Here is a 12,886-nt window from a genome sequence, read left to right as displayed (position 1 = left end):
TGATTCTGAACCATGCTGAGCAAAATTACAAACATTGCGTGCTTATTGTTTGTGATTTTTTATCGATGTTTGCGCTAACTGACAATATTTGCGATGCAGCCCGGCGACTTGTTCGCGGATTGCGTCTAGATCGCCATCATTGACGATGATGTCGTCGGCTGCGGCCAGTCTTTGCTGGCGGCTGGCCTGATGATGCATGATGGCGAGTACCTGCTCTTGATTTAAATTATTTCTTGCCATCACACGCTGCACCTGCACTTGCTCTGGACAATCCACAACGAGAATTCGGCTGACTTTTTTCTTCCAGTTACCAGACTCGACCAAGAGGGGAACAACGAAAATTGGATAGCTGCCTGTCGCCTGTTTTGCCGCGCGTTCAGTTTCTTGTCTGATGAGCGGATGGAGAATTTGTTCGAGTTTGGTTTTGGCGGATGCATCCGCAAAAACCAGTTCCCGCATTTTTGCGCGATCCATGGCTCCGTCCGCCTGAATAGAGGCATCGCCGAACTGCTGGCGAATCAGTGATATGGCAACACCATGCGGCGTGGTAAGTTGGTGGGCAATAAGGTCGGTATCAATCAGGCTGGCACCAAGCTCGCCGAACATATTGGCGACAGTCGTTTTGCCACTTCCGATTCCGCCTGTCAGCCCCAGGCTAAATACCTGCGCTAACTCCATCAGCCAAGGATGCCCAGATATTGCTGCGACAGAGTTTTACCCCAGATTAGCGCAATGAGGCCTGCTCCAGCAAGATAGGGGCCAAACGGGATAGGATTGTTTTTACCCATTTTTGCCAATACGATCAAGCTGATCCCTACAATCGCACCGACCACTGAGGATAGCAAAATAATAACAGGTAGCATGGTCCAGCCCATCCATGCGCCAAGAGCTGCCAATAATTTAAAATCGCCGTAGCCCATACCTTCTTTACCCGTTGCGAGCTTAAACAGCCAGTAAATGGACCATAAAGCGAGATAGCCAGCGACCGCACCGATGACCGCATCGTGCAAGGACGCGAATGTGCCGTGAAGATTAATTAACAAGCCGAGCCACAACAAAGGCAAAGTCAGATCATCAGGCAGTAGTTGCGTATCAGCATCAATGAAAGTCATTGCGATTAAAAGCCAGGCAAATACGACAGCCCCTAGACCAGCGACGCCACTACCGAAGTGCCAAATAAGATAGCCAGAGAGAGCGCCAGTAAGCAGCTCTACTAATGGATAACGTATCGAAATCGATGCTTTACATGTTGTACATTTGCCGCCTATTGCAATGTAGCTAAACACCGGAATGTTTTCCAAGGCAGTAATCTGGTGCCCACAATGAGGGCACGCAGAGCGCGGCACCATGAGATTGTAGCGGTCAGCGTGAGGCAATTCATTACCGCTCTCACTCGCCACATAGTTATCCGATTCCCTTTGCATCATTTTGGGAATGCGATGGATAACTACGTTCAAGAAGCTACCAACGAGTAAGCCGATTACACCAATTAAGATCACGCTGGGCCAGAAAGCTGGTGGCGCAAAAAAAAACATGTCGAGCATTAAACTACGGATCCGAGTTTGAAAATCGGCAAATACATAGCAACAACCAAGCCACCGATTAGTACACCCAAAATAACCATGATCGCTGGTTCCATCAGGCTTGATAGAGAGGCAACCGCCTCATCAACTTCGTCCTCATAGAAATCAGCAACTTTACCCAGCATTTGATCCAATGCGCCAGACTCTTCGCCAATAGATACCATCTGAGTGACCATATTCGGAAAAACATTAGAATTTTGCATAGCTACTGTCAGACTAGTCCCGGTGCTAACTTCGGTTTGAATTTTTATAGTCGCATCAAGATATACAGCATTACCAGCAGCGCCTCCAACCGAGTCAAGTGATTCAACTAATGGAACGCCAGCCGCGAACATCGTGGCAAGTGTTCTTGTCCAGCGAGCAATCGTTGCTTTCCTTATGACATCACCAAAAATGGGGGCTTGTAATAGAGCTTTATCCATAAATCTTTGCATTTTTAAGGATCTGCGCCACGACTGAAAGAAGAAGTAAATGGTTCCAAATACAGTACCAAAAATCAGATACCAATATTCGACAAAAAAATCTGAAATTCCCATTACGAAAAGAGTAGGTGCCGGCAAATCAGCACCGAAGCTTGTGAATACTTGCTTGAAAGCTGGGACTACCCAAATCATGATCACTGCGGTTACGATGAAAGCGATAGATAAAATTGCAATTGGGTAGGTCAACGCAGATTTGATTTTAGCTTTGATCGCTAACGTTTTTTCTTTGTATATAGCGAGTCGCGTCAATAAATCTTCAAGAATACCGGCTTGCTCACCTGCACCAACTAAATTACAAAACAATGGATCAAAGTAAAGTGGGAACTTACGAAATGCCTGATTTAAACTTGTCCCAGTTTCCACATCACCACGAATGTCTTGTAATAGCTTTGACACGGACGGATTTGTGTGGCCTTTTGACACGATATCAAATGATTGTAAAAGCGGAACACCTGCTTTCATCATGGTCGCTAATTGACGAGTAAAAAGAGTGATGTCCTTATCAGTGATTTTTTTGCCTGATGCGTAGGTCTTCTTTTTTAACTTTGTTACCAAAACACCTTGACGTCTTAGTGTTGCGTTAACAATTGCTTCACCGCCAGCACGCAATTCTCCCCGGACTGTTTTTCCGTATTTGTCTTTTCCTTCCCAAGCATAAACTTGCTCTTTAACTTGGCCAGTTTTTGCGGCTGTTTTTGGAGTTGTCGCCATATATCGTCCTGTTATTCGTTGGTGCAGCCAAGAACTTCTTCGAGACTGGTAAGGCCTTGTTTGACTTTTTGCAAGCCAGATTGACGCAATGTTCTTACACCTTCTTTTTCTGATTGTTTTTCAATTTCCAAGGCGCTGCCGTTTGCCAAAATAATACGTTCAATGGCCTCGGTAATCGGCATAATTTGATAAATACCTACGCGACCTTTGTAGCCGCTACCACTACAGCGATCACAACCTACTGGCTGATAGGGTTTCCAAGTACCATCTAATTCTTCATCTTTAAAACCTGCTTGTATCAAAACTTCGTCCAGCACATCTGCAGTTTTTTTGCATGTGCAGAGACGTCGTGCCAAGCGCTGTGCAGTAATCAGAATGACGGAGGATGCAATGTTAAAAGGTGCAACTCCCATGTTCATCAAGCGTGTTAACGTCGACGGGGCATCATTCGTGTGCAAGGTAGAGAAAACCATGTGACCAGTTTGTGCAGCTTTGATGGCAATGTCAGCAGTTTCAAGATCACGAATCTCACCGACCATGATAATGTCAGGATCTTGCCGAAGAAACGACTTCAAAGCAACGGGGAAGGTCAATCCTGCCTTATCGTTGATATTCACTTGATTCACACCGGGTAAGTTAATCTCTGCAGGGTCTTCTGCCGTAGAGATATTAATGCCAGGTTTATTAATGACATTGAGGCAGGTGTATAGCGAAACTGTTTTACCTGAACCCGTTGGCCCTGTAACAAGAACCATTCCGTAAGGACGCTGAATTGCATTCATCAGTATCTCTTTTTGGTCCGGATCATATCCGAGCGCATCAATTCCCATTTGTGCTTGCGACCCGTCAAGGATACGCATAACGATTTTTTCGCCAAACAGCGTCGGTAGTGTACTGACGCGAAAATCGATGGCTTTTGTCGCGGACAAAACCAGCTTCATACGACCATCTTGCGGCACGCGTTTTTCTGATATATCTAGCTTGGAAATAACTTTGACACGTGACACAAGTTTATCTTTAATTACGAGTGGTGGCTGTGCAATTTCTCGCAACTCTCCATCGACCCTGAAGCGGATGCGATAAAATTTTTCAAAGGGTTCGAAGTGTAAATCCGATGCGCCCATATTGATGGCGTCTATCAGCATTTTTTGTAAAAACTTGACTACTGGTGCGTCATCAACTTCGGCTGCCTGAGCGTCAGCAGATGCGGTGGAGATATCTTCTTCTTTGAACTCAATATCATAATCGTCGCCGGAAATGTCACTCAGGCTTTGTTCCGATGTTTTACCCAGTCTATCCAGAAGTTTCAGTAGCGCATCGTGTTGCACAATGACGAGTTCAATTCCTAGACCAGTCTGGAATTTGATTTGATCTTGTGCAGATGTATTCGTTGGATCCGATACCGCAAGGGCTATTTTATTCCCGCGTTTTGCAAGAGCAATAATCCTTTGCGTCTGCATCAATTTAGTATCGACGATTTTTTCTGGTAGGCTGCTTTCATTAAATAAAGTCAGGTCTACCAAAGGGTAGCCAAATGTTTCTGAGCAAAATGACGCGAGGTCACGCGCACTCATCGCCCCGCTTTGTATCAAACTATCGATAAATGCTGTTTTATCTGCCTGTGATTTTTTGAGCGCACTATCAACTTGTGCAGCCGGTAGTACATTGCCTTGCATCAGAGCTCTGGCAAGTCCCGATGTCGATGGAGATATGTTTGGTAAGACGGCTGACATAAGTTCTTTATCGTAAAGTTCGTCCGGGCGATGATTGCCTTAAGATAATGCAACCAAGCACTTCTTTTGTAAAGGAATCCATTTCATTCATTTGATAATGTGGATGTGACTACTTAACGATATACAAATGCACGACACCTAAGTAGCGCTTAATGTTGAAGTCACTAAAATGATTTCCATACGAGAAACTTCTCTTAGTATAAAGGGCTTCTTGTTTTTCGACTAATTGTTCAATCGGATAAATGGATTTTTCGTGTGAAATTACCCACGATTTTGGACGGAAACCGGGCCAAAATTGCCCTCATGGCGAGCAATATTTGCAGGGAAGAGGGAGGGTTACACTTGGAAACAATTTTGTGTGGGTGATTTGTTCAAAGTGATTCTTATTTGCCGTAAACAAAACATGGCGCACGTATTTCTATAAAAACTCATTTGCTGGTTGTTAGTGATTTCTATCAACTGAAAATTTACATAAAGCAAGCAAGGCGTCTTTGTATGAGCTATCTGAAAGGGTTTGTATTGACGATGCAGCACGCTGAGATGCTTTCATTGCCTCTGATCTTGTATAGTTAAGTGCTCCGGACTTGGTAATGGCTTCCAATATCGCGTCAAACTGCGTTTCGTCACCTTGCTCAATGCAACTTTTAACCAAATGCTTTTCTTGTTCACTGCCATTTTTCATCAAATAAATCAGTGGTAGTGTCGGTTTTCCCTCACGCAAATCGTCGCCGACATTTTTCCCTATTTCTTGCGCATTACCGGAGTAGTCGAGTACATCGTCGATCAGTTGAAATGCCGTGCCAAGTGAGCGGCCATATTCTGCTGCTGCTTCAATTTGTTGGGCTGTAGCGCCGGAAATCAATGCACCTACCTGTGCGGCAGCCTCAAATAGTTTTGCAGTCTTAGAGCGGATGACTTGCAAATATCTTTCTTCGGTAACATCAGGATCATGCATGTTTAGTAATTGCAGCACCTCACCCTCCGCGATAACATTCGTTGCATCTGCTAGGATTTCCATGACTTCCATGCGATTAATGGAGACCATCATCTGAAAAGCGCGCGAATACAGGAAGTCACCTACCAAAACTGAGGCAGCATTGCCAAACAGTGCGTTAGCTGTTTTTCTGCCGCGACGCATGGATGATTCGTCGACAACATCATCATGTAGTAATGTTGCTGTGTGGATGAATTCGACAATTGCCGCCAGCTCGTGGTGGTGCGTGCCTTGGTATTGGTAAGCGTTCGCCATTAGTAACACCAGTACCGGGCGTATTCTTTTTCCACCGGCGCTAATAATGTATTCAGCGATTTGATTGACCAGAGGTACTTCCGAATGAAGCTTGGTGCGTATCACCTGATTAACTAAAGCCATATCGGTGGCGATGGATTCAGTAATACTATTTTGAGTAGATGTTGTGGCAGACAAGGCGGTACCTGCAAAAAATGCGTGATTGCTTGAGAAGCGGGGATTATACGATGCCCTTGCTATTTCGCGCTGCACCTTACGGGAACTTCAGTGTAGCTTTGCTGCAAACTAATGGCATTCTTCTGATAGCTTGGGTGGAGGACGGTGCTTGAACCTAATGGGTAAAGCGCAAAAAGCAGAATTGCAGGAATGTTTTGACCGACTCGCTAAGTCTATGTATAATTGGAGGTTTTCCCGATTTCAATGCTTCATTCGGGTCAAAAAATTCGATTATTCATATCATTTGATGAGGTTTCACATGTACGCGGTCATAAAAACCGGTGGCAAACAATATAAAGTTGTCGCTGGTGAAAAACTTAAAGTAGAACAGATACCTGCAGACATTGGCTCCGAAATCACCATTGATCAAGTGCTCGCTTTGGGCGCAGGTGACACCATTAAATTTGGTGCTCCTTTGGTCGCAGGTGCTACGGTGCTGGCTACGGTAATTTCGCAAGGTCGTCACGACAAAGTGCGCATTTTCAAAATGCGTCGTCGCAAGCATTACCAAAAGCGTCAAGGCCATCGCCAAAATTACACAGAACTGCAAATCGTTTCTATCAACGGCTAAGCCGGTTGATTTAACTGACAATCCAAGGAGCTAATAAATGGCACACAAAAAAGGCGGCGGCACCACGCGCAACGGCCGTGACTCAGAGTCAAAACGCTTAGGCGTTAAAGTTTACGGCGGCCAAGCTATCAACGCTGGCGGCATCATCATTCGTCAACGCGGCACACGTGTTCACCCAGGTGAAAACGTCGGTATGGGTAAAGACCATACTCTGTTCGCATTGGTTAATGGCAAGGTACAGTTCGCAATCAAAGGCGCTGCTAAGCACCAATACGCGATTGTTGTAGCGGCGTAATTAGGGCCTTACAGCTAGTAGAATAAGGCGAAAGCCTGATAAAAAAGGCTCTGCCGTTGGTAGAGCCTTTTTAGTTTCAAGAGGTCCTGTATAAGTCAGCCTTTGTGTTTTACGGCGATTTATACAAGCTCTTTTTTGTTTTGGCAGTCTTCAGGCAAGATTGCAGATTCTGCTCTTTCTTTTCACGGGAACTGAGAATCGAAGTGCATATTGTTCCTATTCGGACGCACTGAATTTATAGGTGATACAAATGAAATTTATCGACGAAGCACGGATTGAAGTAATTGCAGGTGACGGCGGCAATGGCATTGCCTCGTTCTGCCGTGAAAAATTCAGACCTTTCGGTGGTCCTGATGGTGGTGACGGTGGCAAGGGCGGCAGTATTATTGCCGTCGCAGATCGTAATATCAATACGCTGGTCGACTACCGTTTTTCTAAGTTGCATAAAGCAAAAAATGGTGAAAATGGCCGTGGTGCAGACTGTTATGGCAAAGGTGCGGATGATATTTTCTTGCGTATGCCGGTAGGTACACAGATTGCAGATCGCAATACGGATGAAGTCATTGCCGATCTGACGGAGCACGGACAGCAGGTTGTTTTGGTTAAAGGTGGAGAAGGTGGCTGGGGCAATATCCACTTCAAATCTTCCACTAATCGCGCGCCACGTCAGCGTAGTGATGGTAAAGAGGGTGAACGTCGCGAACTGCGTCTCGAATTGAAAGTATTGGCTGACGTAGGGCTGCTGGGCTTGCCGAATGCGGGTAAGTCTACGTTTATCACAGCAGTATCCAATGCGCGACCTAAAATTGCCGACTATCCGTTCACGACCTTGCATCCGAATTTAGGTATGGTTCGAGTCAGTCATGAAAAAAGCTTCGTGATCGCCGACATCCCAGGTTTGATCGAGGGCGCTGCCGATGGTGTTGGTCTTGGCGTGCAATTCCTTAAACATTTGCAACGTACAGGCTTGTTATTGCATATTGTTGATCTCGCCCCATTTGATGATGGTGTTGATCCAGTTAAAGATGCTAAAGCTCTCATCAAGGAGTTGCGCAAATATGATGAGGCCTTATACGATAAGCCGCGCTGGCTAGTGCTTAATAAGCTCGATGTATTGACGGAAGATGAGCGCAAGAAAAAAGTAAAAGATTTCGTCAAGCGTTTTGGCTGGAAAGGTCCTGTTTTCGAAATCTCTGCCTTGAATCGTGAAGGTTGTGAAGATCTCGTTACCGAAATTTATGCATATCTTGCTGAAAAGCGCTTGCAAGAACAGCGCTCCCAGGAAACCCAGATGACGGAAGAGGCGCAGGGGATTTTGTCGATTGATCCTGATGATCCGCGTTTTAAAGTGTTGGATTGATCGATTCCTGTATTTTTTAAAAAAAGCCTGTTTTTCAGGCTTTTTTCATTTGTATTTTTAGAAATTTTTCCAAGAACTATATTTGTGAATTAAGAAATTTTTTTGGAAGTGAGAAAGATAGAAAAATACTTGATTAGTCGGATTTAATCTAAATTTTCGGAATGAAATTTAGTTTTTATGATTTCTATCCATATAAAGTATAATTTTGAGTGTTCTAGGTATCCTGTAGCTTAATTAAATTCGTACATCAACGATCATCTCATGCACTCAGTTATTCAAAGCACCAAGCGACTCATCATCAAAGTAGGCTCCTCACTTGTTACCAATGACGGCAAAGGGTTGGACCGCGTTGCCATTGAAAAATGGGCGGGTCAAATCGCTGAATTGCGTAAGCTGGGTAAGGAAGTGGTGTTAGTCAGTTCAGGCGCTATCGCCGAAGGGCGGCAGCGCCTCGGTTTTGATAGGCGTCCAACGGGAATACACGAATTACAGGCCTGCGCCGCAGTTGGGCAAATGGGCTTGGCGCAGATTTATGAAACCAGTTTCCGTGCGCATGGACTTGGTACCGCGCAAATTTTATTGACGCATGCTGATCTGGCAGACCGCGAACGCTACCTGAACGCGCGTTCTACTTTATTTACTCTACTTAGGTTTGGCATTGTTCCGGTAATTAATGAGAATGATACCGTCGTGACGGATGAAATTAAGTTCGGCGACAACGATACTTTAGGTGCTTTAGTCGCCAACCTGATTGAAGCTGATGCGCTGATCATTCTGACCGATCAAAAAGGTTTATATACGGCAGACCCGCGTAAGAATCCTGACGCACAATTTGTACGTGAGGCCAGAGCTGGTGATCCTGCCCTGGAGGCGATGGCTGGAGGCGTAGGCTCAAGCCTGGGAAGCGGTGGCATGCTGACCAAGATATTAGCCGCAAAGCGCGGTGCCAGTTCCGGAACGCATACGGTCATTGCGTGGGGCCGTGAGGATAACGTGCTGGTGCGCTTGGCTAAAGGGGAGGCGATTGGTACGCAACTGATCTCGCAAATGGCGCCGTTGGCAGCACGTAAGCAATGGATGGCAGATCATTTGCAGACAGCGGGACAAATCGTGCTAGATGCTGGTGCAGTACAAAAATTGATCACTGAGGGAAAATCGCTTCTGCCGATTGGTGTGCTTGATGTTCGCGGCGAATTTGGGCGTGGTGCTGTTGTGACTTGTTATAACGAAGCTGGTCAGGCAATTGCCAGAGGTCTGAGTAATTATGCCAGTGCCGAGGCACGAAGGATTAAGCGACATCCCTCGTCTGAGATTGCCGCGATTCTAGGTTTTGTAGAAGAGCCAGAATTGATTCACAGAGATAATATGGTACTGCTCTGATTGCTTAAAATTAAAGCAGCACCATCATCATTTCAACATAAGGATGCTCAGATCAACGCAGATTAATAAGGCTTAATAATCTGATGTCGTTTAATCCTGTCAACTATGACGCTGACTTTACCGGCGATGGAATTGCCTTCGCAAAAATAGTCATTAAATAGCGTGCTATGTTGTTTGTTGGCGCTCAATGCGGAGATGTTATCCCATTGATTGCGACGTGAGCGTGACCAGCTTCCATCGGGCCTGCCAAAGGCATACAACTTTTTTTCATAAGTTGCACAACGTATTCCTTCGTAACTCACATTTTTAGCGCCATTACTGCTCACGGCAATCAGACTGTAGCGAATAATGCCGTCACTGGTGATCGTGATGGATTTGCTGTCAATGGCAAAAGACTGGCTGCCGCTGTCGTAAAAGGAAACCATATTGCTGGCCTCTGGTGCTGCCGGAAGCTGCAATGCAAGTTCTTTCCATTCCTTTTCTGCCTCGTCGTCCACAGTTTGCGCATGCACGGGCAGTAACAGGCCAGATGCCAGCAATAAGGCAGTAGCGGCGTAAATTTTTTTTAACATAGTCGAAAATTCTGCAAAAGCGGCACGGTTATTCGGTTTTTTCAGAGGGCGGTGCCGAATCTGCATCCGCTACTTTAATGAGGTCAGACGTTGATGTGACAACTTGCAGATCAGGCTGCTCAACATGATGAAGCTCTTTCGTTGGTTGAGGGTTCTGCTTTAATTGACGATTCCCCTGACGCCCCGAACCTGGATGTTCGGTCCTGTGTACAAAACGTGACAACTCCTGGAGCGCCAGTTGATACACGCCGCGTTTGAATTCAATCACGACATCCAAGGGAACCCAATACTCATGCCAGCGCCAGGCATCAAATTCAGGATGGTTACTGGCTCGCAGGTTCACATCGCAATCACGACCCAGCATGCGCAGCAAAAACCAGATTTGTTTTTGTCCGCGATAGTGCCCGCGAATTTCGCGTTTAATGAAATGATCGGGAACCTCATAGCGCAGCCAGTCGCGTGTGCGACCAATGACCTTAACGTGCTCCGGCAATAAGCCTGTCTCTTCCTCAAGTTCGCGAAACATCGCTTGCTCAGGAGATTCTCCATACTTAATGCCACCCTGGGGAAATTGCCAGGAGTGTTCGCGTACACGTTTGCCCCACCAGACTTCATTGTTGGCGTTGAGCAATATAATGCCTACGTTAGGCCGAAAGCCTTCACGATCGAGCATGACCCTACCTCAAAACTTTCTGCGGCCAAGCGTCTTTTTCAGCAATTTGACGTAGTTCTGTCATCAGGAATTCATCGATGACAGTGATAATCATCGATCAATCAGCGCATTTTTTATGCGCAATATCCTTATTTATGTCGATCTCTGGTTGATTTCGAGCATATCGAGCGGTTTTCCATCATCAAATTGCTAAACAGTAGGCGCATTAGCCAGCTAATCCTTTAAAATTGAGTCGATTATAACCCTCAATTTTTGAAAAGAATCATTGTCATGCGCGCTACACGATTTTTTATTTCTACTTTAAAAGAAGCTCCTGCCGATGCGGAAATTGTCAGCCACAAACTGATGATGCGGGCGGGCATGATTAAGCGCCTCGGTTCCGGCATTTATAACTATATGCCGATGGGTTTACGCGTGATTCGTAAAGTGGAAGCCATCGTCCGCGAAGAGATGAATCGCTCCGGTGCCGTCGAGATGGTAATGCCGGTGGTCCAGCCTGCTGAGCTGTGGCAAGAGACGGGACGCTGGCAGCAATATGGTCCGGAACTCATGCGGGTGAAAGACCGGCATGGTCGTGATTTTATTATTCAGCCGACTTCGGAAGAGGCGATCACGGATGTGGCACGTCAGGAAATCCGTTCATATCGCCAGTTGCCGATTAATTTTTATCATATTCAGACCAAGTTCCGCGATGAGCGCCGTCCTCGTTTTGGATTGATGCGCGGTCGCGAATTTACGATGAAAGATGCTTATTCTTTTGATCGTGATGTCGAAGGCTTAAAAAAATCTTACCAAGTTATGTACGACGCGTATGTTCGTATTTTCACTCGCTTCGGTCTTGATTTTCGCGCGGTGGCTGCTGACAATGGTGCCATTGGCGGTTCCGGCTCGCATGAGTTCCACGTAATTGCCGATACCGGCGAAGACGCACTGGTATATTGCCCAACCTCCGAATTCGCCGCCAACATGGAAGCGGCAGAGGCAATGCCGCTGTTCGCTGAGCGTCAGGCTGCGACACAGACATTGACCAAGACGGCGACGCCAGGCAAAGCCAAATGTGAAGATGTTGCTGCCCTGCTGTCTATCCCTCTGGAACAAACAGTCAAGTCCATCGTGCTCACTGTCGAGACTGAAGAAAAAGACAAAATCAGCAAACAAGTCTGGCTGTTACTGCTGCGTGGCGACCATGAGTTGAATGAAATCAAGGCGAGCAAAGTCCCGGGGCTGGCGGACTACCGTTTTGCCACCGAAGACGAGATCGTAGAGCACTTCGGAACTAAGCCAGGTTACCTCGGTCCTATCAATACTAAGTTGCCGGTCAAGGTTGTTGCAGACCGTACGGTGGCGATGATGAGTGATTTTGTTTGCGGTGCGAACGAAGAAGATTTTCATTTTACCGGCGCTAACTGGGTGCGCGATTTGCCCGAGCCACTTGTTGCCGATTTGCGCAATGTAGTCACTGGTGATCCATCGCCGGACGGCAAGGGAGTATTGGCAATTCAGCGCGGAATTGAAGTCGGTCATGTATTCCAGTTGGGGACACGCTATTCCGAAGATATGAAAGCGACTTTCCTTGACGAAAACGGCAAGCCGCAATTCTTGCAAATGGGATGTTATGGAATCGGTGTGACGCGTATTCTGGGTGCGGCGATTGAGCAGAATTTTGACGACAAAGGCATTATCTGGCCTGCGGCGCTGGCGCCGTTTGAAGTTGTGATCTGCCCGATGGGCATGGAAAAAAGTGATGCGGTGAAGGCTGAGACCGAAAAGTTATATCAGGCACTGCTCGATGCAAATGTCGATGTCATGCTTGATGATCGTGGCGAGCGTCCAGGCGCGATGTTTGCGGACTGGGAGTTGATCGGTGTGCCGCATCGTATCGTCATCGGCGATCGTGGTTTGAAAGAAGGCAAGCTGGAATACAAAGGTCGTCGCGATGCTGAGGCGAGTGAATTACCCGTTGCCGATATGCTGGAATTTGTCTTAACCAAGTTAAGAGGTAAATAAAATACTGGTATGGAGTATGTTTTTAAGGTCCAGTCTTTTGTGCGCATTAAGTAG

At 46.3% G+C, this 12,886-nt stretch carries 12 protein-coding genes; 5 read left to right on the top strand and 7 right to left on the bottom strand.

Annotated features, from left to right (window positions below; translation table 11 throughout):
• Positions 1-42 precede the first annotated feature (42 nt).
• The 5 genes from coaE to ispB all read right to left on the bottom strand — a co-directional run bounded on the left by coaE (position 43) and on the right by ispB (position 5,881).
• Positions 43-678, bottom strand: coding sequence for a dephospho-CoA kinase (gene coaE / locus ACO0LE_RS13485; protein ID WP_422960871.1), 636 nt, complete (start codon positions 676-678; stop codon positions 43-45).
• Positions 678-1,544: a prepilin peptidase gene (locus ACO0LE_RS13480; RefSeq protein ID WP_422960870.1), complete on the bottom strand. Its 867-nt coding sequence runs from the start codon at positions 1,542-1,544 to the stop codon at positions 678-680. The genes coaE and ACO0LE_RS13480 overlap by 1 nt, the downstream gene beginning before the upstream one ends.
• Entirely contained in the window at positions 1,544-2,776 is a 1,233-nt protein-coding gene (locus ACO0LE_RS13475) for a type II secretion system F family protein (protein WP_422960869.1), read from the bottom strand. The genes ACO0LE_RS13480 and ACO0LE_RS13475 overlap by 1 nt, the downstream gene beginning before the upstream one ends.
• Positions 2,777-2,787: 11 nt before the next feature.
• On the bottom strand, positions 2,788-4,509 hold the full coding sequence (gene pilB / locus ACO0LE_RS13470; protein ID WP_422960868.1) for a type IV-A pilus assembly ATPase PilB: 1,722 nt from the start codon (positions 4,507-4,509) through the stop codon (positions 2,788-2,790).
• Between the two features lie 442 nt (positions 4,510-4,951).
• Positions 4,952-5,881 (bottom strand): octaprenyl diphosphate synthase, encoded by a 930-nt coding sequence (gene ispB / locus ACO0LE_RS13465; protein ID WP_422960909.1) that lies wholly within the window; start codon positions 5,879-5,881, stop codon positions 4,952-4,954.
• 352 nt (positions 5,882-6,233) lie between these two features.
• On the opposite strand from ispB, the gene rplU reads away from it, so the two are divergent.
• The 4 genes from rplU to proB all read left to right on the top strand — a co-directional run bounded on the left by rplU (position 6,234) and on the right by proB (position 9,580).
• The gene (gene rplU, locus ACO0LE_RS13460; protein ID WP_262835192.1) at positions 6,234-6,545 is read left to right on the top strand and encodes a 50S ribosomal protein L21; all 312 of its coding nucleotides are present in this window, start codon (positions 6,234-6,236) and stop codon (positions 6,543-6,545) included.
• Between the two features lie 37 nt (positions 6,546-6,582).
• On the top strand, positions 6,583-6,840 hold the full coding sequence (gene rpmA, locus ACO0LE_RS13455; RefSeq protein ID WP_422955693.1) for a 50S ribosomal protein L27: 258 nt from the start codon (positions 6,583-6,585) through the stop codon (positions 6,838-6,840).
• A gap of 250 nt (positions 6,841-7,090) precedes the next feature.
• Positions 7,091-8,200 (top strand): GTPase ObgE, encoded by a 1,110-nt coding sequence (gene obgE / locus ACO0LE_RS13450; protein ID WP_422960867.1) that lies wholly within the window; start codon positions 7,091-7,093, stop codon positions 8,198-8,200.
• A gap of 261 nt (positions 8,201-8,461) precedes the next feature.
• On the top strand, positions 8,462-9,580 hold the full coding sequence (proB, locus tag ACO0LE_RS13445) for a glutamate 5-kinase (RefSeq protein WP_422960866.1): 1,119 nt from the start codon (positions 8,462-8,464) through the stop codon (positions 9,578-9,580).
• 62 nt (positions 9,581-9,642) lie between these two features.
• On the opposite strand, the gene ACO0LE_RS13440 is transcribed toward proB, so the two are convergent.
• Entirely contained in the window at positions 9,643-10,152 is a 510-nt protein-coding gene (locus ACO0LE_RS13440) for a CNP1-like family protein (protein ID WP_422960865.1), read from the bottom strand.
• Positions 10,153-10,180: 28 nt separating this feature from the next.
• Positions 10,181-10,825, bottom strand: a complete 645-nt coding sequence (locus ACO0LE_RS13435; protein WP_422960864.1) for an RNA pyrophosphohydrolase — start codon at positions 10,823-10,825, stop codon at positions 10,181-10,183.
• A gap of 270 nt (positions 10,826-11,095) precedes the next feature.
• Here ACO0LE_RS13435 and ACO0LE_RS13430 point away from each other — a divergent pair, with 270 nt between their 5' ends.
• Positions 11,096-12,832 carry a proline--tRNA ligase gene (locus ACO0LE_RS13430; RefSeq protein WP_422960863.1) on the top strand — a complete coding sequence of 579 codons (1,737 nt, stop codon included), beginning with the start codon at positions 11,096-11,098 and terminating at the stop codon, positions 12,830-12,832.
• Positions 12,833-12,886: the final 54 nt, after the last annotated feature.

It is taken from the genome of Undibacterium sp. Xuan67W, assembly GCF_049340165.1.
In the GTDB taxonomy this organism is placed as follows: domain Bacteria; phylum Pseudomonadota; class Gammaproteobacteria; order Burkholderiales; family Burkholderiaceae_D; genus Undibacterium.
This window is presented reverse-complemented; position numbering and strand designations above follow the sequence as displayed.